General features: G+C 49.4%; 19 protein-coding genes. 14 read left to right on the top strand and 5 right to left on the bottom strand.

From position 1 onward, the window contains the following. The first annotated feature begins 2 nt into the window (after positions 1-2). Together BTJ40_RS15530 and BTJ40_RS15525 are read left to right on the top strand one after the other, a co-directional pair. The gene (locus BTJ40_RS15530; RefSeq protein WP_108733953.1) at positions 3-728 is read left to right on the top strand and encodes a hypothetical protein; all 726 of its coding nucleotides are present in this window, start codon (positions 3-5) and stop codon (positions 726-728) included. Further along, on the top strand, positions 728-9,973 hold the full coding sequence (locus BTJ40_RS15525) for a calcium-binding protein (protein ID WP_108733952.1): 9,246 nt from the start codon (positions 728-730) through the stop codon (positions 9,971-9,973). Before BTJ40_RS15530 ends, BTJ40_RS15525 begins: the two co-directional genes overlap by 1 nt. A 406-nt stretch (positions 9,974-10,379) precedes the next feature. Here the strand turns inward: BTJ40_RS15525 and BTJ40_RS15520 are convergent, their stop codons facing one another. From BTJ40_RS15520 to BTJ40_RS15510, 3 genes are all read right to left on the bottom strand, one after another. Next, positions 10,380-10,937, bottom strand: coding sequence for a hypothetical protein (locus BTJ40_RS15520; RefSeq protein ID WP_108733951.1), 558 nt, complete (start codon positions 10,935-10,937; stop codon positions 10,380-10,382). 225 nt (positions 10,938-11,162) lie between these two features. Next, a complete protein-coding gene (locus BTJ40_RS15515) occupies positions 11,163-11,690 on the bottom strand; it encodes a hypothetical protein (protein ID WP_108733950.1) in 528 nt (175 codons plus the stop codon). A gap of 205 nt (positions 11,691-11,895) precedes the next feature. Continuing rightward, positions 11,896-12,936 carry a folate-binding protein YgfZ gene (locus BTJ40_RS15510; RefSeq protein WP_108733949.1) on the bottom strand — a complete coding sequence of 347 codons (1,041 nt, stop codon included), beginning with the start codon at positions 12,934-12,936 and terminating at the stop codon, positions 11,896-11,898. 111 nt (positions 12,937-13,047) lie between these two features. On the opposite strand from BTJ40_RS15510, the gene BTJ40_RS15505 reads away from it, so the two are divergent. Beyond that, positions 13,048-13,293: a succinate dehydrogenase assembly factor 2 gene (locus tag BTJ40_RS15505; protein ID WP_108733948.1), complete on the top strand. Its 246-nt coding sequence runs from the start codon at positions 13,048-13,050 to the stop codon at positions 13,291-13,293. Then, complete coding sequence (locus BTJ40_RS15500) at positions 13,268-13,720, top strand: protein YgfX (RefSeq protein WP_157954107.1); 453 nt, start codon at positions 13,268-13,270, stop codon at positions 13,718-13,720. Before BTJ40_RS15505 ends, BTJ40_RS15500 begins: the two co-directional genes overlap by 26 nt. 59 nt (positions 13,721-13,779) lie before the next feature. On the opposite strand, the gene nadB is transcribed toward BTJ40_RS15500, so the two are convergent. After that, positions 13,780-15,387, bottom strand: a complete 1,608-nt coding sequence (gene nadB, locus BTJ40_RS15495; RefSeq protein ID WP_108733946.1) for an L-aspartate oxidase — start codon at positions 15,385-15,387, stop codon at positions 13,780-13,782. Positions 15,388-15,565: 178 nt separating this feature from the next. Between nadB and rpoE the strand changes: the two genes are divergently transcribed. The 5 genes from rpoE to ycjG all read left to right on the top strand — a co-directional run bounded on the left by rpoE (position 15,566) and on the right by ycjG (position 19,718). Continuing rightward, entirely contained in the window at positions 15,566-16,180 is a 615-nt protein-coding gene (gene rpoE, locus BTJ40_RS15490; protein ID WP_108733945.1) for an RNA polymerase sigma factor RpoE, read from the top strand. Between the two features lie 118 nt (positions 16,181-16,298). Further along, on the top strand, positions 16,299-17,003 hold the full coding sequence (locus BTJ40_RS15485; protein WP_108733944.1) for a sigma-E factor negative regulatory protein: 705 nt from the start codon (positions 16,299-16,301) through the stop codon (positions 17,001-17,003). A gap of 1 nt (position 17,004) precedes the next feature. Then, a complete protein-coding gene (locus tag BTJ40_RS15480; RefSeq protein WP_192879339.1) occupies positions 17,005-18,228 on the top strand; it encodes a MucB/RseB C-terminal domain-containing protein in 1,224 nt (407 codons plus the stop codon). A 12-nt stretch (positions 18,229-18,240) separates the two neighbouring features. After that, positions 18,241-18,687, top strand: a complete 447-nt coding sequence (locus tag BTJ40_RS15475) for a SoxR reducing system RseC family protein (RefSeq protein WP_108733942.1) — start codon at positions 18,241-18,243, stop codon at positions 18,685-18,687. 83 nt (positions 18,688-18,770) lie between these two features. Then, positions 18,771-19,718 carry an L-Ala-D/L-Glu epimerase gene (gene ycjG, locus BTJ40_RS15470; protein WP_108733941.1) on the top strand — a complete coding sequence of 316 codons (948 nt, stop codon included), beginning with the start codon at positions 18,771-18,773 and terminating at the stop codon, positions 19,716-19,718. On the opposite strand, the gene mpaA is transcribed toward ycjG, so the two are convergent. After that, complete coding sequence (gene mpaA / locus BTJ40_RS15465; protein ID WP_108733940.1) at positions 19,706-20,410, bottom strand: murein tripeptide amidase MpaA; 705 nt, start codon at positions 20,408-20,410, stop codon at positions 19,706-19,708. The two genes, ycjG and mpaA, sit on opposite strands and share 13 nt — an antisense overlap. A 172-nt stretch (positions 20,411-20,582) precedes the next feature. Here mpaA and BTJ40_RS15460 point away from each other — a divergent pair, with 172 nt between their 5' ends. The 5 genes from BTJ40_RS15460 (at position 20,583) to rnc (ending at position 25,902) form a co-directional block, all read left to right on the top strand. Further along, the gene (locus BTJ40_RS15460; protein WP_108733939.1) at positions 20,583-21,977 is read left to right on the top strand and encodes a Do family serine endopeptidase; all 1,395 of its coding nucleotides are present in this window, start codon (positions 20,583-20,585) and stop codon (positions 21,975-21,977) included. Between the two features lie 134 nt (positions 21,978-22,111). Continuing rightward, positions 22,112-23,917: a translation elongation factor 4 gene (gene lepA, locus BTJ40_RS15455; RefSeq protein WP_108733938.1), complete on the top strand. Its 1,806-nt coding sequence runs from the start codon at positions 22,112-22,114 to the stop codon at positions 23,915-23,917. A 50-nt stretch (positions 23,918-23,967) separates the two neighbouring features. Then, positions 23,968-24,735 carry a signal peptidase I gene (gene lepB / locus BTJ40_RS15450; protein ID WP_108733937.1) on the top strand — a complete coding sequence of 256 codons (768 nt, stop codon included), beginning with the start codon at positions 23,968-23,970 and terminating at the stop codon, positions 24,733-24,735. 53 nt (positions 24,736-24,788) lie between these two features. Further along, a complete protein-coding gene (locus BTJ40_RS15445) occupies positions 24,789-25,229 on the top strand; it encodes a DUF4845 domain-containing protein (protein WP_108733936.1) in 441 nt (146 codons plus the stop codon). Then, positions 25,222-25,902 (top strand): ribonuclease III, encoded by a 681-nt coding sequence (rnc, locus tag BTJ40_RS15440; RefSeq protein WP_108733935.1) that lies wholly within the window; start codon positions 25,222-25,224, stop codon positions 25,900-25,902. Before BTJ40_RS15445 ends, rnc begins: the two co-directional genes overlap by 8 nt. Positions 25,903-25,992 lie beyond the last annotated feature (90 nt).

The following is a 25,992-nucleotide window of genomic DNA, read 5'->3' as shown; positions in this document are numbered from 1 at the left end:
GTATGAGTAGAAGAATATTTTGGTTAGGTTCAGCTATATATTTGGTTGTTTTGTTAATTGTGTTCAACTATTTTTCCTCAAATAAGAGAAGTGAAGGGCAACAATCATATCCTGTTGAGGAGTTGCCGCCAATAGCAACTGTTGAATATTTAAATCCTACTAAAGATTTCCCTAGAGGGAGTTTGGAGATTTATCAATATGAGCATGGTAGGTTAAAGATAGATCGTAGATATAATGCATCTGGTGGATTTAGGTCTCGGGGTCTTTTCGCTGAAATAAATATAGCTTGGCCAAATTTTGGCTTTAGGGATGAATATTTTTCCTCGAATAAAGATAGCCGAATAAGAATTATGTTTGAGTTGCGACGTAACTTTGGCGAGGGCTTTCAGGATATCTATCAGAATGTTGTTGACGACTTAAATGCATTCGATGGTCGAGATTACAGCTATAACGGGTTTGTAGGGTTTCGGCGACGCTATGGATGGGTCTATATAGCATCATCTCCTTCACTAATTACACCACAGGGGACTCCTTTAACCATATTGTGTTCAGACCCAATGTTTAATCTAATGCATTCAGATGGAAGTTTGGGGCGTTGCAGGTTTTCACTGATTTACGATGAGAATTTAAGTTCAGGAGTTCAATTTAATGAGTCTCTTATGGAGTATTTTCCTGAATTATATAGAGATTTAGATGTTTTTTTGCAGTCAGTAAAGGAGAGTGACTGATGGCTTTTGTTTTTAATTCTGATCAACTACAAAAAATTCAGGATGCGGTTGATGAAATTAGTGAGAACAACCTGGATAACTGGGAGTTAGCCTATAACGCAGTAGTTGAGGTTCTTGGAGATGCCCTTGCAAGCGGAATGGTGGCTCCCGAAGATAGATCATACGTAGATGCTGTACATGTATGGTTTAAGGGTGCTGTAATGGTGAATACAGGACAGGGTGTATTTTCCAAGTTAATCCGGACTTACACTAAAAGGCAGTTGGAGCTGCATACCGGTAATACTTACCTAGAGCAGGATATTGCAGATTTAATGCAGACTGCCTCAAATGCTATTGCTGGGAATGTGATAGTTAATGAAATTTTGAGTGAAGAATTTGGCCATAAGCTTCCTGAATTGAGCGAAATTGCAGATCGGGATGCTACTCAAGCTCTTAGCATAGTATTTAAAGATATCGAATCTAATGATTCTGGAGTTAACGCTGCGAATGGCGGCGGAGCAGCTTGGTCTGGATCTATTCTGTTTTCTATGTTTAGTCAGCCAGGCTCACTATCGGATGAGAGCTATAGATTGTTATCCGTAGGAGACAAAGGTAGTTTTGATACTGTAGACGACTTTAGAAACATCTTATTCGCTTTTGAGGCCTTCTCCGTTGCAGCTAAAGAAGTAGTTACCTCTCTAGCAAAATTTGAGACTAAGCCATTAGCCGACGACTTGTTGATATTTGCTGACCTGCTTTCTGTAGATAGGGGAAGCTGGGAAAATATATATGAAGAGGTGATGGAGGCCTATGAGGGTGCACTAGATCTTGCTGGTCCAGCTCTAATGGACTGGTCTTGGAATACTCTTCTGAGTCAGATGATGAAAGGGAGTCTTGCTCACGAGGCTTTTAGTCATGTGGCAGATTTTAACATCTATGAGCTTGTTGATAAACTAGGAGAGCTGTACGGATTTGATTTTGGTACAGTGGATGCTGATGACTTCCGAACTAATGCACATCACATTTTTGATGAGATTAAGTCGCAAGGTGATTTGAACACAGACTTCAAGCTTCTATGCAATGTGTCAGTTAGCGATTTGTTTAATGAGGCGGAGAATAGTATTGGTTATCGTTATGCTCTGCATAGCTTATCCCCTTTTGTTCTTGGTGATGATATAAGCGCTTATTCTGATCATAATAGTAATGGTCAATTGGATCTCTATGATCAAAATACCGGCAAAGGCCAGTTAACAATACCATATCTGCAAGATAGGGCTGAGATGCTATATCTTCTAATCGAAAAAACTATTTCAGGTTCACAGCCAAGGCACAATGAGTCTTCTGAATATTATGATTTTGAGAGTGGGACAATTGTATCTGTAGATTCCGTCTCTAATTCTCAGGTATCAAGACGTTATATGTTTGGTAGTGAAGCTGGTGAGTCCATAGAAGGTGGTGGAGAGTCAGATCATCTATATGGTATGGATGGGATGGATATCCTAACCGGAAATAAAGGGGATGACTATCTAGAAGGTGGTTTGGGGGCGGATGAGTACGTTTTTTATTATGGTGACGGTAACGACTTCATTTTTGATATTTCAGCTGGCAACTCGATAACCATTGAAAGTGAAACTATTACTAGCCTAGAAGGCGTCTCTTACGCTAGTGATATATTTATAAATGAAGATGAAGATATTCAGCTCGTTAAATTCGAAAGCGGTTTTGTAATTACCTATAAAGATGCTTCTGGTAAAGTTGGAACTGTCACTGTAGAAAATGCTGAGGTTGAGGATTTCGGGATTACCCTTAGTGATTATAAAGAAGAAGTAGATGAACCTGAAATTCCCTCGGATATTCTTATAGTTGGTGATGGTGATCTGGATAACGACGGAGATATACATCCAGACTGGATAGGTTTTGGGAATTTAGAGCGTAGCGATGAAGTTAACTCGAAATCTATACATTTTGATGCAAGCTTGATTAGTGATGAGCATCCCGAGTTCGAAAATGGTGGCAGAGATATCAACTGGCTGTTTGTTGGTGGATATAATGATGATATCTTGATATCTGAGTCTGGCGCTAGCCCCGTGTTTAATAGGCCTATGCTGCATGGGCATGATGGGAATGACACAATAAAAATTGGTGCGATTGACTGGGGGCTTGCAGGTGGCGGGAATGGTGACGATTTCCTCGAGCACAGCGGTGGAGATATTTATTTATTTGGCGATGAAGTCTATTTTGATGAATCACTAGAAGATGATGGTGACGGGAGTGATACTTTAATTAGTCATTCTGAAGGTGCTAAAACCATGGATGGTGGTGGTGGTGACGACTACCTCATCTCGACAGAAATTGGTGACGCCGCTCTTGCAGGTGGTAGTGGTTCTGATTTCATTCAAAGTGGAGATGGTAATGACAATCTTTTTGGTGATGGGCGTATATATGTCGAGTCAAGTTTTGACGAGGATGGAAAGCAAGTAGGTTATATCTTCTCTTATCGTCTTCAGGATATAGTTGATCAAAATAAAAACTATAACGACGTAATAGATGCGGGTAACGGCAACAATTCTGTTTGGGGGGGGGCAGGTGAGGATACAATTATTGCTGGTGATGGCAACGATGAAATCTGGGGTGATATTGCTCATGCAGATGCTTTAACTAATTGGCAAGGATCGCTTGGCCAAGATGTGCCTGTAGAAATGCATGGTGCCGATTTAATTTATTCTGGTGCAGGTGATGACCTTGTAATTGGTGGTGGCGGAGATGATGTGATTTATGCTGGTGCAGGGGATGACAGAATTTCAGGTGATGATGGGTGGTTCGAAGACCTAGGTGGTAATGATTATATAAATGGCGAGGCAGGTGACGACACTATATACGGAGGTAATGGTGAAGATACCCTGTTGGGTGATTCTGGAGAGGATTTCATTGCAGGTGGTGAAGGTAATGATCGTATAGAGGGTGGTGCAGATAACGATAAACTCTACGGTGAAGATGGCGATGATACCTTATTTGGTGGGGAAGGAGATGACAAGCTTCAAGGGGCAAAAGGTAACGATTACCTAGAGGGTGGAGACGGTAATGACCATATTCAGGATTACTGGAATACAGATACTAGTGAATACAATATTCTGCTAGGTGGCGCTGGAGCAGATGTTCTTTTGTCTGGAAATGGTTCTGACTGGTTAGATGGCGGTAGTGGTTCAGACTATTTATTTGGGGGCGTGGGAGATGACACGCTAATCGGTGGCTCTGAAAATGATGTCCTTGTTGGTGGAAATGGAAATGACTGGATAGCCGGTGGTCATGGTAGAGATTATATGTTTGGCGGTTACGGTAATGATACATATTCATTGAGTGCTGGAGATGGGCTTGATGATATTATTGATTACTCAGGAAATAATGAAGTTTATATTGATGGAGCTTCTCTAGATACGGCTAATCTATATCAGTATGGAAGTGCTTTGTTGCTAATTTATGGCGATAATAATGCCGTATCCATAAAAGGCGATTCGATAGATATATATCTTAACGGTGAAGAGCTAACCGGGGAGTATATCGCCTCCAATTTACAGTATCAGGCGTTAAATATTGGCACTCGTATAGCAAATAATAGATCTGAGAGCTCACAATCTTCCACTTTTTCTACTGGCAGTTCTGTTGTGGGTAGCTCTGCTCTATTTGCTTCCACTGGCACTGGGTCTGCCTTTGCACAAAGTACTGTTAATGATGATTCAACTGCGGAAAGCGGTACGACTTTCATGGCTTGGTATGCGGGTCAATTGATTTCAGTAGATGCCTCTACAGAAGGCGTTGATCCTATTGATCCTTCTACCTGGCTTCAAAGAGGCGCAATATCTTTAACTGGTGCCTTAACTTATTACACTTCTGACTCAGGTGAAGTAATGGCTGGGGTTCCTGCGGAAGATGGTTCCTATCTAGTGCCCGCAGGAGCCACCATGGAGCACATTTTACTACCAGATGGTACCCTTCTTTCGCATGAACCTAGTTTTGCTACCGAATCAAATTTGGTTGCAACCCCGGGTGAAGATCTTGATTTGCCTGAAGGTGCAGTAGGAGACACCTCTGGTATTAGTGCTGATGATGAAATAATTGATGGAACTTCTTCGGATGACACTCTTTCCGGTGGTACCGGTATGGATTTGATAAGTGGTGAGTCTGGTGTAGATACTATCGATGGTGGCGAAGGTGACGATATTGTATTTGGTGGTGAGGGTAGTGATGTATTAAGTGGTTCTGATGGAAACGACTTTCTTTATGGTGGTGAAGGAGCTGATAATGTACAAGGTGGAGAAGGAGATGATTACATTGCTGGTGATGCCGGTGATGATAACCTGCAAGGTGGCAATGGCAATGATTTATTAATCGGTGGTGAAGGTAATGATACCTTGTCCGGAGGTGCAGGCTCAGACAAATACTACTTTGGGCTTAATCACGGCCAGGACATCATTGACAACAGTAGTGATACAGGTTTTAGCACTATTGCTTTTTCCGATGATATTAGCCCTTATAGGATGGTTGTTACTCGAAGTGGTGATGATCTCATCTTAGAAAATAGTGATACGGGAGATACGGTTTCTATTACTAATTATTTTGCCAGTGATGCATCTACTGTAACTGCGATTGATCAAATTGAATTTTATGGCGGTGACTTGGTGTGGAGTGTTGATGATATTAAAGCAATGGTTTTAATTGGTGATGATGCCGATAATATAATTAAAGGTTATAACAATAGTAATGATATTCTTGAGGGTGGTAGTGGCAATGATTATCTGATCGGTGGTGCAGGTGACGATAGCCTTGAAGGTGGCTATGGTGATGATGTTCTGGAAGGTGGAAGCGGTGATGATGTGTATTTGGTCGGTGCTAATGGAGGTCACGATCAGATAATCGATTTAAGTAGCGAAAACAACCAGCTGCAATTTAGTGCTGATATTCTCCCTGAATCAGTTAAGGCTATTCGTTCTGAAAATGACTTGGTACTCTCTGTTGTAGATGGGGATAGCTCGGTTACCATCACAGATTATTTTGACTCTTCTGGAGAAAAAATTTCCACGATTAGTTTTACTGATGGAACTAATTGGGATGTCTCTCAAGTCAAACAGCTGGTTCTAACAGGAACAACAGCTTCAGAAACTATTTCTGGCTATGAATCCGATGACATCATAAATGGTGAACAGGGTAATGATACCCTGATAGGTAATGGTGGAAGTGATACCTATTTGTTCTCTTTGGGTGATGGTCAAGATCAGATAATTACTGGGGAGCAAGATATTGCTACCACTGAGACGGTACGCTTCGATGAAACTGTCTCTGAGTCTTCTGTGGCCGTAGAACGCAGCGGCGATGACTTGGTTATTAGGTATAGTGCGAATGATGCTGTTACAGTAAAAGATTTCTTTGTAAATGAAGGATTTACTGGCTCTGCGGTAGATCGAGTTGAATTTAGCTCAGGTGCAATTTGGACGCTCGAAGATCTCAAAGCAAAAGTGCTACTAGGTGATAGCGAATCAAACACTATTGAAGCATATAGTTCTGATGATTTGCTTATTGGTAATGGTGGCGATGATACTCTTATTGGTGGCAGTGGTAGCGATACTTATCAATTCTCGATAGGTGATGGTTCAGATTTAATTACGGATAGCGCTGGCGATCAGGACCGTATTGATTTTACCGATGTAAACCCTGAAGACGTCCTGTTACGTCGGGATGGTACTGACCTTTTAATTACCAATGTTTCTACTTCAGACACTATTCGTGTACGAGATCAGTTTGCGACAGCAGCAGGTGCCGTGAGTGTATCAGGTGTTAATAGCATTGCATTTGCAAATGGTTCAGTTTGGGATTACGAGCAAATAAAACAAAGTGTATTAGCTGGTACCGATGAGGCTGATGAAATTTTTGGTCATGCAGATGCAGATACTATCGATGCCGGAAAAGGAGATGACACTATCTATGGTGCCATTGGTAATGACATTATTTCTGGTGGTGAAGGTGCTGACCAAATCTATGGAGAAGATGGAGATGATGATCTTTATGGTGGCGAAGGTAACGACTATCTCGACGGTGGTTCTGGCTTCAGTCGTCTCTATGGTGATACCGGTGACGATACGCTGATTGGAAGCGGTGAGCTTAGCGGTGGTGATGGCAATGATATCTTGAATGGCCAGGGCAGTGACCTGCTAATTGGTGGTACCGGAAATGATGAGCTGAAAGGGCTCGCAGAAAGTGATGTATATCGCTTTAGTATGGGAGACGGTGTCGATCATATAGATGATCAAGGCGGTGATTCAGATCGCTTGGAATTTACTGACGTGAACCCAGAAGACCTTGTTTTACGCCGTGACGGTAACGATTTGGTCATCACTAACTCCGTTTCTGGAGATAGTATCCGTATCACAGACCAGTTCTCATCTCAGACCGAATCCGTGGCTGGATCGGGCATCGACAGTATTGTTTTTGCTGATTCAACTTCCTGGAATTATGAAGAAATAAAACAGCAAGCGCTTCTGGGCACGGATGGCACTGATAGTATTTATGGCCACGCGGATGATGACACTATTGTAGCTGGAAGCGGTAGCGATATTGTTTATGGTCAAAATGGTGATGATGTCATTTCTGGTGCAGCAGGTCAGGATCAACTATTTGGCGGCATTGGAAATGACGAGATTCACGGTGGCGAAGATGCCGATACAATTTATGGCAACAGCGGTGACGATCAGCTTTACGGTGATGAAGGGAATGATGTTATTGAGGATTACTCTGGAGCAAATACGATTTATGGCGGTGAAGGTAATGACCAGCTGAGTGGTAATGGTACTTTATCTGGTGACGCTGGCGCTGACACATTAACCGGCTCAGGGCTGTTGGATGGCGGTGAAGGCAATGACATTATTAACGGTGAGGGTAGTGATACCTTAATCGGTGGCGCTGGTGATGATGTTATTTCTGCCTACAGTTACTACGGTACTCAAAATAACAATATCCTCGAAGGCGGTACAGGTAACGATACTTTATATGGTTCGTTTGGTGACGATGAGTATCGCTTCAATTTGGGAGATGGGCAGGATATCTTGACTGAGCGTCGTTATGGCGAGGATTCGAGTGATATTGATCCATCTTCAGACTCTATTCGATTTGGTGCAGGTATTTCCCAGGTTGACCTCAAATTTGAACGGCATGGCAATGATATGTTGATTGCTCATAGCAACGGTTCAGATTCTATTCGTGTTACCGATTGGTTTAGCGGCCTTACGGATCACCATAAAATCAATGAGATTATATTTGATGATGGCTCTACTCTAGACCTAGCTCAAATAGAAAGCCGTGTGATTACTTATGGCACCTCTGGGGATGACACTCTGTGGGGTTATAGAGAACTGAGTGAACACCTTATTGGCGGTGAAGGAGATGATCGTTATGTCTACTATCCTGGTGGTGGCCAGGATGTAATCGATAACACCGGCGGTGGTGAAGATTGGCTCTTCTTTAATGGTGGGATTGGCCGGGATCGTTTGAGTTTCCAGCGTGAGGGTGATGACTTACTGATACTGGTTGATGAGGATTCAGAGCAGTCTGTCCGAATACTGAATCACTTCTTGGGAGGTGATTATGCGATTGATTATGTCCAGCCCAATGGAGATGATCCCTTGAATCAGGAGTTCGCACTCACTGGGAGTGAAATTAACCAGATTGTTGCTGCAGGTAGTAGTGACTTTGATGCGGTTATCGAAGGCACGTCAAGTGATGATGAGAACCTGCAGGGTACATCGGGCAATGATCAAGTTAATGGGCTTGAGGGCAATGACACTTTATTTGGGATGGCGGGTGATGATGAAATTCTCGGTGGAGAGGGGGATGATTACCTCAGCGGAGGAACCGGTCACAATAGTAACTCTGGTAATGATACGCTCTACGGTGAGGATGGAGATGACATCCTGTTCGGTGAGGATGGAGATGATTTTCTAGCCGGAGGCTCGGGTAATGATCAATATCACATTTACACAAATAATGGTGTAGATACCATTGATAACACTGGTGGTGGAACTGACTTAGTACTTTTCTGGGATGGTATTACCCATGAGCAGTTGAGCTTCCATCAAGATGGAATTGATCTTCTAATATTGATTGATTCTGATATGAATCAGAAAATTCGAGTTTTGGGGCACTTTGAAGGCGGAGAAAAAGCTATTAGCGCGATATGGTCAGATAATGGTACTTATTCAATCTCTGCCGCTAATATTACCAATTTACTTGTTCCTTTGCCGACAGACAACGGTGGCACAGACAACGGTGGCACAGACAACGGTGGTATTGAGTTTGATAGTGTTATTGAAGGCACTGCAAATAGCGAGCAGCTATTAGGCACGTCTGACAATGATCAAATTAGTGGTTTTGCTGGTAGCGACACATTGTATGGCTTTGGAGGTGACGATGAGCTTCTAGGGGGAGCTGACGCTGATACGCTTGTTGGTGGAAATGGCTCTGGAAGTGGCTCAGGCAAAGACACATTATATGGTGGAGAGGGTGATGATCAAATGTATGGTGAAGATGAGAGTGACACCCTTGATGGAGGCGATGGTAGTGATTGGCTTGTTGGAGGAGATGGCGACGACTTGCTCTACGGTGGAAATGACAATGACATTTTATCCGGTGAAGGTGGCAATGATATTTTAGTTGGTGGTTTAGGAGATGATGACTACTATTTTGGAATAAATGGGGGTGTTGATACGATTGATAATACTGGCGGTGGTACAGATTGGATAATGCTTACCGATGGTATTACAAGAGAGCAACTTAGTTTCCATCAGGATGGTGATGATTTAGTAATTCTTATTGATTCTGATCTAAATCAGCAGTTGCGTGTCCAAGGGCATTTCTTGGGTGGGGACAATGCCATCAGTTATGTGCAGCCAAATGATGGCGGGAGTGCGATACCAGCCTCTAGCATTCCTGGTCTTCTTGCGGCACTCCCAACTTCGGATGTTGTTGCTAGCAGTAACTTTATGGCTAGTGCTTTGGTTGAGCCTAGCCAGGAAGAAGTTGCTGAATGTGATGGGTTTGAGGTCGGAGTTGATGAAAGTTCTATTGTGACATCTGACTCAGCGCTTCAAGCGGATATGACAGATAGCCTAGTCAATGCGATGGCTGCTTTTGGAGGTGAACCTATGGGTGAATCTCAGTTCTCTAGCGGCTCTCAGGAGGAAGTAGAGACGGTGATTGCCTGTAATTTCCAAGTAGCTTAGTGCTCTAATCGGCGGCCCTAGGGGCCGCCTTTTTAATTTTGTCGAGTTTTAATTTAATTAATATTTTGTTCTTGGTAATTACATAATTATAAATCCCTTCTCTATCTCTCTTTTATTTGAAACTATGCAGTAACATGATAAGTTTTCTTGGCCTATTCAGGCTGGTAGTGTATATCGAATGGTCCCACTGAGGATGTATGCATTTTGGGAGATTTTTGAGAAATAATGCTTTCTCAAGCTGTTCCAAGAAGTCGTTAAATGGTAGCTGTACGATGCTAAAGCCATCTGTCTATAGACGATCTAAAACTACATTGAATATATATTGTTTTACTGGGTCAGCGTCTCCTTGATATTGCAGTTAAGGTAAGTAGTGCGAATTCAGGTTGAGTTGAGGCAGATTGTATTGCTATCGGCTCTTCACTCGACTTTCCTGGGGCTTGGCACTTTTACTCTCAACTGCCTTCCATAGGGGACGCATTAGTAGTCGGACAAATGCAAATCCTACAAAGAACAGATTGCAGATGTAGGCTAAGAAATAAGGGCCAAACTCTCTTTCGAACAGCACACCGGTGGCGTTGAGGGTGCTGACGATTACCACTGATGAAGCAATACCAAAGAGCCCGTAATAGGTCATTTTCATTATGATTGACACAAACTTAAAGTGTCTTTTCTTCCATAGGTAGACAATAAACCCTGTGGTTGCAATTCCCATCAAGGAGCTGCTGGTTGACCAGACATAGCCGGCATCGATACGGAAATTCAATAGTGCCAGAGAGAAGGCGGCGAGTAGCGCACTAAACAGGCTGATATAGACAATCATGGCCAGAGACACTACATGGCCCCTGGATATGCTCTCTATTTTTCGTGACTGAAATGTGGCAACCATTGCTGCAAAGCCTGCCAGCACTATGGATATCTCGATAATGACAAGTAATTGATCGATTTGTGCCGACAGCTTTTCCATCTTCCGCTATTGCCCTAAGCAGAAAGGTTAAATAGGAAAAATTAATATCAGTATAAGAGTGATAGTGGCTACTGATAAATTGTATTTCTCTGTTCAATACCCTGATTTTAGTTCTCTGTTTCTACGGTCTATGAATCTCGTTGAAATATTAAGTTAAGTGGGCAGGCATGCCGTTTGAGATTTTTATTAGGTCACGAGTTAGATTTTTTGTGTGAATTTTAGGTCCTAGCTTATTTGCCTCGATTCCTTCTCCCTGACTACGGCCCATAATGGGCGCATAAGCAACCTTGAAAATGCGTAGCCTACGACAAAGAGATTGCATACAAAGGATAGGAAATAAGGCGCATACTCCCTGTCAAAGATGATCCCAAGGGCATTCATCATATTGATAAGAACCACTGAACCGGCGATACCGAAGAGAAAGAAATAGGTAATTTTCGCGACAAGGGAGACTGACCTGAGGCGCTTCTTTACCCAGAGATAGCCGATAGAAAATGATGTGGCCGCACTCATGGCGATACTGCTTATCAGCCACAGGGTACGATCACTGAGATCAAAGTTGGATAGGGTTAGGGTAAAAGCGGCAAGTAGCGCATTGATTAGGCTGATATAGATAATCATCGCAAGAGATACAATTTTTCCCTTACTTAGATTCCTGCCTTTTTGGGGCTGGAGTGTGCCAACGATTGCGGCAAAGCCTGCCAGTATTATGCAGCATTCAAGCACGACAATCAGTTGGTCCAACTCTTTCAATGTCGCCTCTCTCTGTTGCTGTTTTCTAGGTAATGGTTATTAATTGGGAAAATAACCATAAATATAGTAGCGGCATTAAGCTCCATTTTAGGCTTTGGAGCTCTCTTTACTCTCTGAGTCTTTTTATTGTCTCTAAATGGCTTTGGAGCAGAAGCGAAGAAGGCGACTAAAAAGCCGCCTTCAAGGTTAGGAAAATTTTTCAGGTCTAGGCCAGTGGGTCGGCATCGGCATCGTAGGGCAGTTCTTCAATGACCAGGGTGCGGCCATCCTTCAAACGTAAGGTTTCACCTGCGGCTACCTTGGAGATAGTGAGTACGGCAAGCAGCTGATTGCCGTCTTTACTGTGGCAGGCCTCTACCAGGTTACCGATGCTCTGTTGTCCGTCGCCATAGATTTCTGTGCCTGATTCGGGCAGGTCCCCCGAAGCGCAACTGGCTCGGTAAAGACGACGTTTGGCTGCACCGCGGAACTGCATACGGGCAATTACTTCCTGGCCGGTATAGCAGCCTTTTTTAAAGCTGACGCCACCTAGCAGGTGCAGGTTGGTCATCTGAGGGATAAACATCTCTGTTGTAGCTGAATCCACTTGGGGGATACCGGCTTCAATTTGGCGCATTTGCCAGCGGTCATAGCCTGTGGCCTCACACTCTGGTGACAGTTTTTGCCACAACTGCTGCACTTTGCTGGTGGGTACCAGGATGGCCAGTTGCAGCTCAGTGACACACTGGGCAATGCAGCGCTCACCATCGAAATCAAACAGCTTCACTTCACCGATTGAGGGCTGTTCGAAGCCTAATAGTTTGGCGGCGCGCTCTGCGACATGGCGCCCCTGAAGACCTAGCCAGTGGGTTTCATCGCTGATGTCGCGCAGCTCTGTTTTGAAAAAGACGGCATATTTGGCCAGTGCTTGCTGGGCAATGGGGGCCAAATCCCTCGGTAATCGGAAGACGAACTCACTTTGTGAGAGTTTTAGCGCGCTGAAGGCGCTGATCATACGTCCCTTGGGGTTGCAGTGGGAGCCAAGGGTACTGTGTTCATCCGGAAGGTTGACCAGATCGCAGGTGAGCTGCCCTTGCAAGAACTTCTGGCTGTCGGGGCCAGTTATAGAAATGGCCCCGATTGGACCCAGGTCCAGCAGGTGCAAACTCTGAGGGTCTTCGCGACTGGTGAGAGGAAAGTGAGCTTTACCGCCCTCCCAAATGGCGCCTTCGTTGCTGAGAAAATCCTGCCATTGCTGCTGATCCATAATCCTGCCACCTGCATTTGTATTCGGGGCAATATTTGGGGTTCTTCGCGTCCTTTTCAAGTTTGGTGGGGCAGGGGGTATACTGCGCTTTTTACCTGGTTGGAAAGAAGTATGGATCGCAACCGCCTGTTTTGGGCCAGTCGCCGTGGCATGTTGGAATTGGATCTGGTGTTGTTGCCGTTTCTGGATAATGTCTATGAAACCCTTGAGCCCGAGGATCAGCAGCGCTATATCCGCCTGCTCGATGAGCAGGACCAGGATCTGTTCGCCTGGTTCCTGCGCCGTGAAGATCCGGCTGACCCGGAGTTGAAGCGTATAGTGCAGATAATTCGTGACAACACCGGACTCCAGGAATAGCTCAACTCCACGACTTTATGAGCGCAGCGCCCGCTTGAGTTGCGCCGTTGCGCCCTCCTCTCTTTTACTGCTACTCCTTTTACTGATTGCCTTTCTGGCGATTCTGCTTATTTGGCTGTGTAACTTGCCACTATTGTTATCTGGGATAGCCAGCCTGCTCGTTGTAATTTACGTCTGGGGAGAGTGGCGCCGTATGAAAACTGTGCGAGGCCATTTATCGACCCGCGAGCGGAGATGGTTTTGGCGTCCTGATGGTGCTGAGAATCGCGAGTTCCAGTTTGTTGGTGAGCTGGTGCTTTGGTCCTGGTTGGTGGTGATCAACGGCCGGGACGGCGGTGGGCGCAGGCTGCGCTTGGTGCTGGCTAGGGATATGCTGGCGCCGCAGGATTGGCGCAGGCTTCAGGTAGCACTCCGCTGTTCCCGTTAGCGTTACAGGGCGGCCTTAGTGGGGCTGGAACCGCGCCTGTAACTAAAACAGTCAGTCGGTTAAATAAACTGGCGCTGGCCGGCAAAGTTCTCAGGCACCAGAATAGTGTCCATTGCCAGTTCTCGCAGATGCGGGTAGTCCAGGGAGTAGTGCAGCCCCCGGCTTTCGCGGCGATCCAGGGCTGAGCGGATAATCAGTTCCGATACCAGTGAGAGATTGCGCAGTTCCACCAGGTCGTTGCTGATACGGTAATTGGCGTAGAACTCGCGAATCTCTTTCTGCAGCAGTTTCACCCGGTGTTGAGCGCGCAAAAGTCGCTTGCGGGTTCGCACAATGCCCACGTAATCCCACATAAAGCGGCGCAGTTCATCCCAGTTGTGGGAGATCACAACGTCTTCATCGGAATCGGTGACTCGCGATGCGTCCCAATCGGGAGATGGGCGGGGCGCCTGCACCATACCCAGGTGCTCATCAATATGTAGCGCCGCCGAGCGTGCATAAACCAGGCACTCTAATAAGGAATTACTGGCCAGGCGGTTGGCGCCGTGCAGGCCGGTAAAGGTTGTTTCGCCGATAGCGTAAAGTTGATCGAGGTCTGTGCGGCCGTGGCGGTCGACCATAATGCCGCCGCAGGTATAGTGGGCTGCCGGTACAACGGGAATGGGCTCACGAGTGATATCAATGCCGTATCGAAGGCAGTTGCTGTAAACTGTGGGGAAGTGGTCACGCACAAACTGCGGATCTTTGTGGGAGATATCCAGATAGAGGCAATCGGCACCCAGTCGCTTCATCTCGTGGTCGATGGCCCGGGCGACAATATCCCGTGGCGCCAACTCTCCCCGCTTGTCGAAGCGGTCCATAAACCGACTGCCGTCGGGAAGCTTGAGTAGGGCGCCTTCACCGCGCAATGCCTCGGTAACCAGCATGGCCTTGGCCTTGGGGTGGTAGAGACAGGTGGGATGGAACTGGTTGAACTCCATATTGGCAACGCGGCAACCGGCGCGCCAGGCCATTGCGATTCCATCCCCGCTGGCACCGTCGGGGTTGCTGGTGTAGAGATAGGCCTTACTGGCACCGCCTGTAGCCAGGACGACGGCTTTGGCCTGGATCAGCTCAACTTCATCGGTATTCTTGTCGAGCACATAGGCGCCAGCGCAGCGAAAGCGGCCTTTATCCGGGTCTGGTTGGCGGATCAGATCGATGGCGACACGGTGTTCAAAGCAGTCGATATTGGGGCTGTTCAGGACCTTGGTGATCAGTGTGCTGTGTACCGCTCGGCCGGTGGCGTCGGCGCTGTGAATGATACGTCGGTGACTGTGCCCCCCCTCTTTAGTGAGGTGGTAGCCCTTTTGTTCGCGGGTGAAGTCCACTCCCTGGTCGATCAACCAGCGGATCGCAGCAGTGCTCTCCTCTACGGTAAAGCGCACTGAAGCGGGGTGGCAGAGTCCTGCACCCGCGTCTAATGTGTCTGCAATATGCGACTCAACCGAATCCATCTCATCCAGCACTGCGGCGATGCCTCCCTGGGCGAACCAGGTGGAGCCATCCTGCAGTCTCTGTTTGGAGAGCAGGGCCACGCGATACTGGGAGGCGAGATGCAGGGCCAGTGTGAGGCCTGCCGCACCGCTTCCGATTACGAGAACGTCGTAGTTTGCCTGGGCATTCATAGATTTCAATTATGTTTAAGGGTCGCGTAGTATAGCGCCTCCTGATTATTCGTCGATTTGACGTGGAACTTATGTCCTATTGTCATTGTCATCAACACAGTAAAAGAAACGCCTGCGCCGGTGGCCCCGCAGTCAAATTTTGTGGCGCCCGCAGTGTGGCTGGATATGGGAGTTGGGGATGACAGCGCATCAGGCGTCAACGAGTGACCGTGAGTTGGTTGAGCGTGTACAAAAAGGAGACAAGCGCGCATTTGATCTCCTAGTGCTCAAGTACCAACACAAAATTGTTGCTGTAGTGAGTCGGTTCATTAAGGACCACAGTGAAGTACAGGATGTAACCCAAGAGGCTTTTATTAAGGCTTATCGTGCTCTGGCCAATTTTCGCGGCGAGAGTGCTTTTTACACATGGATGTATCGAATTGCGATCAATACCGCCAAGAACCACTTGGTTTCCCGCAGCCGTCGGCCGCCATCTTCTGATGTTGAACTGGAGGATGCCGAATTTTATTCGGGTGCTGACCTGCTGCGCGACAACGAGACGCCTGAGAGCCAGATGTTTCGCGATCAGCTGGAAGCGGCGGTGCATCGTGCTATTCGCGCACTGCCAGAGGATCTGCGCTCAGCGGTAACGCTGAGAGAGCTTGAGGGGCTGAGCTATGAGGAAATCGCCGAGGTTATGGGATGCCCGGTGGGAACTGTGCGCTCTAGAATATTTCGCGCACGGGAGGCGATAGACCGGACAGTCCAGGCCGTGATGGCCGGCGAGCCGGAAACACTGGGTGACAGGAGTTAAAATTGCGGAAAATTTTCCCAGTCGGGGAAACCAACCGCTCAGACTCCGGTCATAACATGTAACCAAATATGGTGCTTGTGGGCACCGAATAAATGATTGCACAAGAGGGTTAACCCCTATGTCCCACGGGAATCATCAGGAACGTCTTAACGAGTCGCTCTCGGCGCTCATGGATGGCGAAGTCAGCGAACTGGAGCTGCAACGGCTTCTGAAGGCCAGTGCGGCCTCTGAAGAGTTCGGTGAGCGCTGGTCGCGCTACCAACTCGCGGCGAGCGTTATGCGCCGCGAACAGGTCGCGCCGGTTGACTCCAGTCTTGCAGCGAGTATTTCTGCCGCCATCGACGAGGAAGAGCCTCTGTCCCAAAGCGGCAGTGGGGGATCTGTGGTTGCTGGCAGTTTGGTCAACAATCGCTGGTGGCGTCCGCTGTCCCGTGGTGCTGTTGCCGCAACGGTGGCCTTTGCTGCCATTTTGGGTGTGCAGCAAATGACAGACTCTCCGCAGAGCACCATTCAGGGGACAAGCCAGCCGGTAGCTTCGGTAGAGCGTGAAGCTCAGCCCGTTGTTCAGTCGGCACCGCAACCCTCCGGATTCTATGTGCCCGCTCCCTCGACGCGTTCTGTGAGCACAGCGGCTCCCCGCTTTGTGCCCGAGCAGCGCACCGGTGTAGTGGGGCAGGCCGTTATTCAGCAGGCGCCGACCCCCGAGTTGATGCGCCACCTGAATCGCGTAATGATTCAGCACTCAGAACAAGCCGCTCATGTGGGCAGTCAGGGCATGGTGCCCTTCGCTCGCGCCACTTACGGCGAACAGGTTGGAATGTAGTGTGACGAAAGTCGAACCCAGGGGGCTTCGAATCCTCGGCGGGATTCTCAAGGCCAACGGTTTACTGTTGGCCTCTTCGTTGTTGGCACCCGTGTCATTTGCCCAGGGTGGCATCGGGGTTGAACCCAGTGCTCCCACCGCTATCAATCTCGATATGGCCACTGCGCCCGCGACAGCTCCCGCAGTGGTGGAAGTGGCAATGTCAGACGAGGGTGCGGTTGAGCTGGAAAGCCCCGCTGTGGCACCAGCTGATTCTGCAACTTCTATCCCGGAAGGGGCCTCTGGCCCTGTAGCGACACAAGAGACGGCAACACCTGGTGTTGTCAATCTCAATCCCGCAGCACAGAGCGCCCTGGTAAGCCCGGGTGCCGTGGGCAGTAATGAGGTTGAGCATTGGCTGGCCAAATTGGCAAAGGCGGTGACCGAGCTTGAATACAGTGGTTTGGTGACCTTCGAACATGCAGGCCTGTTGGAGACGCTGCAAGTGGTCCACGCAGTTCGTGAAGGCGAGCAGATAGAACGCGTGCGCTATCTGAGCGGTGAGCCGAGAGAGCTGATCAGCCACGGTAGTGCAGGAAATTGTGACATCAATGCTTCGCCGAGAAATCGTGCCACAGCTTGGAGTTCGGCGGGCCAGCAGCAGGTGCAGCGGGCCTACCAATTTATTTTGCGGGGCGAAGAGCGCATCGCAGATCGCGATGCAGTTGTGATTGAGGCGCGACCGCGGGATCGCTATCGCCTGGGTTTGGTGGTGAGTCTCGATAGACAAACCGGATTGCCGTTGAAGACCATGTTGGTCAGCACACAGGGCCGAGTACTTGAGCGTTATCAGTTTGTGCAGCTGGACCTCTCCCCGGTAGAGGATGCTGCTTTACAGGCAGTCTCCAGCAATGCCCGGCGGATCGACAATCGAAATGAGTGTACTGCCTCGCAGAGTCGCTGGCAGGTCGGATGGCTTCCAGAAGGTTTCAGGGTGGTTTCCGTCAAACCGCTGTCTGATGGCGATATGATGGTGTTCAGCGATGGCCTGGGGGTGTTTTCCGTGTTTGTACAGCGCCTCGGTCCTGAACTTGAGGACTTCAAGGGGCGTGCAATTCGCGGAGCTACAACAGCTTATATGGATCGCCTGGAAATTGAAGGCGTTGCTTACACGGTAACGGTGGTTGGTGAAATCCCTGAAACAACTGCACGCCGTGTCGCCAGCTCGATTAGCGCAAAGAGTTAAGCGAGCGTTTAGGTGCTGCAGGAGCGTGGCCGGGTAGTAGCCATAGAGTCCGATGCGATCTGGGTGGAGACCACCCAGAGCAGCGCCTGTAATGGCTGCTCTACCAAGTCCAGCTGCGGAACCGGGTTGCTGGGTGATCTTTTCTCTTCCTCGACCCGCATTAAAGTGGCCTTGAATGGTTTTCCTTCCGATAAAATCCACCTCGATGATATTGCTGTAATCGGTATAACTGAGAATGCCCTGACCAGTAGTGCCCTTCTGGTTTATCTGGTTCCCCTGGTGTCTCTGGTGCTGGCTGCGCTGATTGGAGATTCACTCTTTGCAGAGCTCGGCGCAGTAATAGGGGCCCTGATTGGCCTGGTCGTCGGTGCTTTAGGGGTCCGCTGGTACAGCAGATACCAGTCCGGAAATCCTACCTATACCCCAGTATTGCTGCAGATTGAACCTTCGCAGAAGTAGTTAGAGACCCTGCTTGCGCTCAGCTACCCCTCGTCTTCCTGACCTAAACTGAAAACTCATTTTTCTGCCCGGAGGTACTCCTTATGCGGGCTCGATGTTTCGATGAGCAATGGCCTCTACGCACTGCATTTGTCATTTCCCGTGGCGCGCGCACTGAAGCCCAGGTCGTGGTAGTTGAGGTTAGTGATGGTGATGTTATCGGTGTCGGTGAGTGCACACCCTATGCTCGTTATGGGGAGAGTGTTGCCTCTGTTTTGCACCAATTGCAGCCATTGCTCAAGGAAGTGGCCGATGGGCTAACGCGAGAGCAATTGCAGTTGCATATGCCTGCAGGAGCGGCAAGAAATGCTTTGGATTGTGCTCTGATGGATTGGGAGTCCAAGAAGGAGGGGCACCAGCTACCCTCCCCAAGCGTTCTATCTACAGTGCAAACCCTGGTGGTGGACAGCCCTGAGGCAATGGCGGGTGCCGCCCAGACCGCTGTAGCGGCAGGTGCCGATGTGCTCAAGTTGAAACTTGATGACCGGCATGTGCAGGAGAGGGTATCGGCAGTGCGCGCTGCGGCACCGGATGCCAGATTGGTGATCGATGCCAACGAGGCCTGGCGAGCAGAGACGCTGCTGCAGCGCTGTAACGATTTGAGCGAACTGGGTGTGTCAATGCTGGAGCAGCCCCTTCCAGCGAGTGAGGATGCTTTCCTGGAAACTTTTGAGCACCCGCTGACCATTTGTGCCGATGAGAGCTGTCATACCCGGGATGATCTGCCGAAGCTGGTCAAGCGCTATGAGATGATCAATATCAAGCTGGACAAGACTGGCGGAATTACCGAGGCCATGGCACTGGCAGATGAAGCCGCTAATCTCGGCCTGGAAATTATGCTGGGGTGTATGCTGTGTACCTCTCGAGCTATTCGTGCCGCTTGGCCCTTGGGAACCCGGGCGAGTTTCCTAGATCTGGATGGCCCCACCTGGCTGGCCAGCGATGTGGAGCCTCCACTGCGTTTTGAGGCGGGCAGGGTTTACTGGACGTAAGTCAGTAGGTCGATCATGGCCTGGAGATAATCCTCGCTGGCGGCATCGGCTGAGATTGATGGAAATTCGAGAGTGATACAGGGCAGTTTTTGTTCTGCGCACCAGGTACCGAAGGAGCCAGGGGTCTGGTAGCCCACATCCCCTACCAGGGGCAGGTTGAAATCACTGGCGAGTCGTACCCCCAGCGGGCTGTTGTTGGGGTCCTCGACACAAGCCAGGGGTTCGTGAATGGAGACGGTCCATGCAGGTTCCAGCTTGGTAATCAATTGACAGAGTGCAGAGGTTTCGGGTTCAGAGGCAGCGCTGTCTCCTGTGCCCAGGCGAACGTCGCGCTTTTCTGCAGCACTGTTCCACCGATAGACATTGCCATTGCCATCCCAATTTGCCGTTGCAAAATTGCGGTTGAGATCAACCCCGCGCGCGTTGGCTCTGGTACCCAGCTGGCAGCCGTCCGGATTGACGGCGAGGATTACATGGTGGCTCAACGAGTTAGCTGCGAGGGCGCGCAGTGCACAGGATAGAGTGACCACAGCGGCTACTTCATCTCCGTGGGTGCCGGCCATTATCAGGCCGTGCTTTGTGCCGGTTTGCGCGGGGAAGTAGAGCAGTGGAGCGCCCAACACACTTTGGCCGTAGAGTTTGGTGGGCAGATGAAATTGTCCGCGCTCGGGGCGCGGGCGCATTTCCGACATTGTTAGCTCTTTACACAGTTTTACGGTTTGTTGTAGAACTTTGGTGGGCTATTCGCCACTAAGTCGTTACTTAGAGTCCCCAAAGGGGCTGGACATGCCAAGGCTCGCCCTTGAAGGGACTCAAAAATCCAATGGTTTCATATTAGAAGGGATCACTAGGGGTAACAAACCTATGGTTAAACGTTGTACACAATATCTATTGGTCATTTGTCTGCTGGTTTCCGGGGCTGCCAATGCCCGTGGACTACCTGAGCTTACTGAGTTAATCGAAAATAACTCTCCGGCAGTTGTCAAAATCAATACGGTTGATCGCAACCGCACCAGTCGCAGCAGCCAGCCGCAGCTACAGCAGGAAATTCCCGACATCTTCCGTCACCTTTTCGAGCCCCGCCAGCGCCAACAGCGTCCGGTAGCGAGCATGGGGTCCGGTTTTATCATTTCTGAAGATGGCTATATCGTGACCAACAATCACGTGGTTGACGGTGCAGACCAGGTAACCGTTACCCTTACCGATCGCCGCGAGTATGAGGCGCAGGTTATCGGTAAGGATGTGCGCTCTGACCTGGCCTTGTTGAAGATTGAAGCGGATGACCTTTCGGCGGTGCGCTGGGGCGACTCTGAAGATTTGCAGGTGGGGGAATGGGTCGTAGCTATCGGCTCGCCTTTCGGCCTGGACTACTCCGCGAGTGCCGGGATCGTCAGTGCGATGGGCCGCAGTATTCCCAATGAAAGCCGCGAGAATTATGTTCCTTTTATCCAGACAGATGTGGCAATCAACCCCGGAAATTCCGGTGGCCCGCTGTTTAACCTGGATGGCGAAGTAGTGGGAATCAACTCCCAGATCTATACCCGTAGTGGTGGCTCTATCGGCCTGTCCTTTGCCATTCCCGCCAGTCTGGCCCAGGACGTCGTTGCCCAGCTGAAGGAAAAAGGTCGTGTTGACCGTGGCTGGCTTGGTGTGGGAATCAGCAATGTCGATCGTGACATGGCGGAAGCTATGGGGCTCGGAAAGCCTGCCGGTGCATTGATTGAACAGGTCAGCCCCGGATCACCCGCAGCACAGGCGGGAATCCTTCCCGGCGATATCATTATGCGCTTCCACGGCCAGAAGATAGGTGTGCACGGCGACCTGCCCCACGTTGTCGGTCAGATCCGCCCGGGAACAGAGGCTCAGGTGGAGTTAATGCGCAAAGGTAAGTCCGAGCGCGTGAGTGTCACTGTCGGCGCTTTACCGGGCTCCGATGAGGACGGCGTTCAGGCGGCGGCTTATCCCAGCTCCGCGGTAGGTGGGCGCCTTGGTGTTGTGGTTGAAGAAATTCCCGATGTCCTCAAGCAGCGCTGGAATGTGGAAACCGGAGTACTGGTAAAGCAGGTGATTCCGGGGAAGCCTGGCGCCAAGGCTGGTTTGCGCAGCGGCGACATTATCGCTCAGCTCGGGTTTGAGGAAGTGGGCGATATCAGTGAGTACAAAACGGTGGTCAAGGATCTGCCGCAAGACGAGCTGTTGCCGATTCGCTTCTTTCGTGCCGGACAGTCCACTTTCCGTACAATTAAGATTGAAAGCTGACCGCTTTGCGGTGATTGGTGGCCCATTGGGCCACCTACCTCTCACCTCTGTCCATGAGTTCTGTTAGACTTGCGCCACACAGTTGGCACTACAGCCAGCTAATCAATTGATTTTGCAAGGGTTTTTATTCCGCAGTGGCCACAGATCTCTCTCATATCCGCAATTTCTCCATTATTGCCCATATCGACCACGGGAAATCTACCCTGGCTGACCGCTTTATCCAGGACTGTGGTGGCCTCTCCGATCGGGAGATGGCTGAACAGGTTCTGGACAGCATGGAGCTGGAGCGCGAGCGTGGGATTACTATCAAGGCGCAGAGTGTGACGCTCGACTATAAAGCGCGAGATGGTAAGACCTATCAGCTGAACTTTATTGATACCCCGGGACACGTAGATTTCTCCTATGAGGTATCCCGCTCTCTAGCAGCTTGCGAAGGCGCGCTACTGGTGGTGGATGCCGCCCAGGGCGTTGAGGCCCAGTCGGTTGCCAACTGCTATACAGCCATTGAACAGGGCCTGGAAGTTATCCCGGTCTTGAACAAGATGGACTTGCCCCAGGCAGACCCGGAAAAGGTTGCGGAAGAGATCGAAGATATTATCGGTATTGATGCCGCCGAAGCGACCCGCTGCAGTGCAAAATCCGGCCTGGGTGTTGAGGATGTACTGGAAGATCTTGTTCGCTTGGTACCGCCGCCGGAAGGTGATGTTAATGCCCCTTTGCAGGCACTCATTATCGACTCCTGGTTCGATAGTTACCTGGGTGTTGTGTCCCTGGTGCGAGTCGTTCAGGGCACCCTGAAAACCAAAGAAAAGATTGTCACCAAATCTATCGGTCGTGCCCACGTTGTGGACAGCGTCGGTATCTTCACACCCAAGCGCCACGAAACTGGTGTACTTCGCGCAGGTGAAGTGGGCTTTGTGGTGGCTGGGATCAAGGATATTCATGGCGCTCCTGTGGGCGATACGCTGACCCATGCCAAGGGCGCCGATGACATTGATATGCTGCCGGGCTTCCAGAAGGTTAAGCCCCAGGTTTATGCCGGCTTGTTCCCGGTTAGCTCAGACGATTATGAGGCCTTTCGGGATGCCCTGGAGAAGCTGTCGCTGAACGATGCCTCCCTGTTCTATGAACCAGAAACGTCCGATGCTCTGGGCTTTGGTTTCCGCTGTGGCTTCCTCGGCATGCTGCATATGGAAATTATTCAGGAGCGCCTGGAGCGTGAGTACGATCTGGACCTGATCACTACCGCGCCCACTGTAGTCTACGAAGTTGAGCAGTCAGATGGTGAGATTGTGATGGTGGATAATCCATCTCGCTTGCCAGATGTAGGTTCCATTGAAGAGATGAGGGAACCGATTGCTGAGGTGAATATTCTTGTGCCACAGGAGTATTTGGGTAATGTAATCACTCTGTGTGTGGAAAAGCGCGGTATTCAAAAGGATATGCAGTACGTGGGTTCACAGGTATCCCTGCGCTACGAACTGCCTATGAGCGAAGTGGTTATGGACTTCTTCGACCGCCTCAAATCTGTAAGCCGCGGCTTTGCCTCTTTGGATTACAGCTTTGTCCGCTTTGAAGCGGCTAAGTTGGTGCGACTGGATATCCTGATTAATGGCGACCGTGTAGATGCTTTAGCTCTGATTGTCCATCGTGATAATGCGCAGCAGAAAGGCCGCGCTATGGCAGAAAAAATGAAAGAGCTTATTCCCCGTCAGATGTTTGATGTGGCTATCCAGGCGGCTATTGGCGGTCAGGTAGTTTCGAGAACCACGGTGAAGGCGCTGCGCAAAAATGTGACGGCCAAATGTTACGGTGGTGATGTTACCCGTAAGAAAAAGCTGCTTGAAAAGCAGAAAGCGGGTAAACGCAGAATGAAGCAGCTGGGCCGTGTTGAAGTGCCGCAGGAGGCATTCCTGGCGGTACTGAAGGTGGATCAGTAGGGCTCAGGCCCTACGCCACGACGAATAATAAGGGATAGTAGAGAAAAGTAATGGATATTAATTTACCTCTGATTCTGCTTTGGTTGGTTGTGATTAGCGGCGGAATCTGGTTGATTGACAGCCTGTTTTTTGCCCGTCAACGCAAGAATAAAGTTGGAGACCAGCAAGAGGACCCGATCGTTGTTGAGTACGCGAAGTCCTTCTTCCCAATTCTGGCGATCGTGTTTGTTCTGCGCTCTTTCATTGTTGAGCCTTTCCAGATCCCTTCTGGCTCAATGATTCCAACATTGGAAGTTGGGGATTTTATTCTGGTCAACAAGTATGCCTACGGTGTGCGCCTGCCCGTGTCTCGTACCAAGGTAATGGATGTGGGTGAGCCCAAACGCGGCGATGTTATGGTGTTCTTTCCACCCCACAACAACGATACCTACTATATCAAGCGGGTGATTGGATTACCTGGTGACAAGATAGAGCTGAAGAACAATGTCCTCTATGTAAACGGTGAGATGGCTCGTCAAGAATTGATCCGGGCTATACCGCCAAGTAACCCGCAAACTGAGGTCATGTGGGAAGATCTCGATGGTTATCGTCACGAGATGCAGAAAAGTGTCCATCCCAGGCAGTACAGTAACTTTAGTGGTGTAGTGCCGGAAGGACATTACTTTATGATGGGCGATAATCGCGATAACAGCCTCGATAGTCGGGAGTGGGGCTTTGTCCCAGAGAAGGATATCGTCGGCAAGGCTTTCGCTATTTGGATGCACTGGGACAAATTGCTCAGTTTGCCCAGCTTTAAGCGTGTAGGCTCAATCCAATAAAGAAACCAGCCGGGCGTCAGCCCGGTTATTTATAAAGGATAGAGGGCATATTTATGGGTGGTAAACTCAACTTTTCTCTGCAGCAGCAGCGCGGCATGAGCTACTGGGGTTGGCTGCTGATTATCGCAGTGTTGGGATTTGCTTTGACCTGTGTCTCGAAGATGGCACCGGCCTACGTAGATGCTCGCTACGTTAACGAGGCATTAAAAACCCTGGGCCAAAATCCAAACCTGGAAAATATGACCAAAGGCCAGATCAAAAAAGAATTGGGCCGTTTTTTCCTGGTTAATAATGTGCGCGGAGAGCCCACCAAATCGGTGCAGGTGGTTCGTGGCGCAAAGGGAACTGTAGTGAGCATCAATTACGAATTGCGCCAGCCATTGATGTACAACGTTGATGTTGTGATGAAGTTTAATAAGCAGCTCGACACCGCGAAGCCAGAACTTTGCTGTGATCCGCTGATAGATCTGGAGCAATTCCGCAAACGTGACTGATCTTTTATTGGAACGCCTTTGCAAGCGCCTCGGCCATGATTTTGACCAGGCCGAGCTACTTGAATTGGCTCTTACTCACCGTTCCCACGGCAGTCGTAATAATGAACGCCTTGAATTTCTCGGCGACTCTATTCTCGGGTTTACTATAGGCGCGGCTCTTTACGAGCGGTTCCCCAATGGACGGGAGGGGCAGTTGAGTCGATTGAGGGCTCAATTGGTCAGCGGTGAAACACTGGCAAAGCTGGCTCGGGAGCTGGAGATTGGCGATTGCCTGCGCCTCGGTGAAGGCGAAATGAAAAGTGGCGGCTTTCGTCGGGCTTCTATTCTCGCCGATGCCGTAGAGGCCCTGATTGGCGCCATCTATCTTGATGCTGGCCTGGAGGCGGCGCGACTCAGGGTGCTCGAGTGGTTTGCACCGCGTTTGCAGGGACTATCATTGGAGACCGTGAAGGACCCCAAAACCCGCTTGCAGGAGTGGCTTCAGGCACGTAAAAAGCCGCTGCCGGAATACAAGGTGGTGGGTGTTTCTGGCGCTGAGCACGCACAGCATTTTGTGGTGGAATGTCGTGTCAGTGGCCTTTCACAGCCTGTAAAAGGTGAGGCCAGCAGTCGTCGTAATGCTGAAAAGACTGCGGCGGTTGAAGCTTACAAGCTCCTCACCGGGCAGGACTAACCTTACAATAGAAGCTGCGCTGGGTCAGTGTCCCAGCGCCCTGACAGCCCCGGTATTACAGGGGGCGATTCTGGCTCCGGGTCTCCCGGA

Origin of the sequence: Microbulbifer sp. A4B17 (assembly GCF_003076275.1) — a bacterium.
Lineage (GTDB): Bacteria > Pseudomonadota > Gammaproteobacteria > Pseudomonadales > Cellvibrionaceae > Microbulbifer.
This window is presented reverse-complemented; position numbering and strand designations above follow the sequence as displayed.

Excerpts from the sequence above, each read along its gene's own strand:
- BTJ40_RS15530 (WP_108733953.1), top strand. The coding sequence starts at position 3 with ATGAGTAGAAGAATATTTTGGTTAGGTTCAGCTATATATTTGGTTGTT.
- BTJ40_RS15525 (WP_108733952.1), top strand. The coding sequence starts at position 728 with ATGGCTTTTGTTTTTAATTCTGATCAACTACAAAAAATTCAGGATGCG.
- BTJ40_RS15520 (WP_108733951.1), bottom strand. The coding sequence starts at position 10,937 with ATGGAAAAGCTGTCGGCACAAATCGATCAATTACTTGTCATTATCGAG.
- BTJ40_RS15510 (WP_108733949.1), bottom strand. The coding sequence starts at position 12,936 with ATGGATCAGCAGCAATGGCAGGATTTTCTCAGCAACGAAGGCGCCATT.
- BTJ40_RS15505 (WP_108733948.1), top strand. The coding sequence starts at position 13,048 with ATGGATCGCAACCGCCTGTTTTGGGCCAGTCGCCGTGGCATGTTGGAA.
- nadB (WP_108733946.1), bottom strand. The coding sequence starts at position 15,387 with ATGAATGCCCAGGCAAACTACGACGTTCTCGTAATCGGAAGCGGTGCG.
- rpoE (WP_108733945.1), top strand. The coding sequence starts at position 15,566 with ATGACAGCGCATCAGGCGTCAACGAGTGACCGTGAGTTGGTTGAGCGT.
- BTJ40_RS15485 (WP_108733944.1), top strand. The coding sequence starts at position 16,299 with ATGTCCCACGGGAATCATCAGGAACGTCTTAACGAGTCGCTCTCGGCG.
- ycjG (WP_108733941.1), top strand. The coding sequence starts at position 18,771 with ATGCGGGCTCGATGTTTCGATGAGCAATGGCCTCTACGCACTGCATTT.
- mpaA (WP_108733940.1), bottom strand. The coding sequence starts at position 20,410 with ATGTCGGAAATGCGCCCGCGCCCCGAGCGCGGACAATTTCATCTGCCC.
- BTJ40_RS15460 (WP_108733939.1), top strand. The coding sequence starts at position 20,583 with ATGGTTAAACGTTGTACACAATATCTATTGGTCATTTGTCTGCTGGTT.
- lepB (WP_108733937.1), top strand. The coding sequence starts at position 23,968 with ATGGATATTAATTTACCTCTGATTCTGCTTTGGTTGGTTGTGATTAGC.
- BTJ40_RS15445 (WP_108733936.1), top strand. The coding sequence starts at position 24,789 with ATGGGTGGTAAACTCAACTTTTCTCTGCAGCAGCAGCGCGGCATGAGC.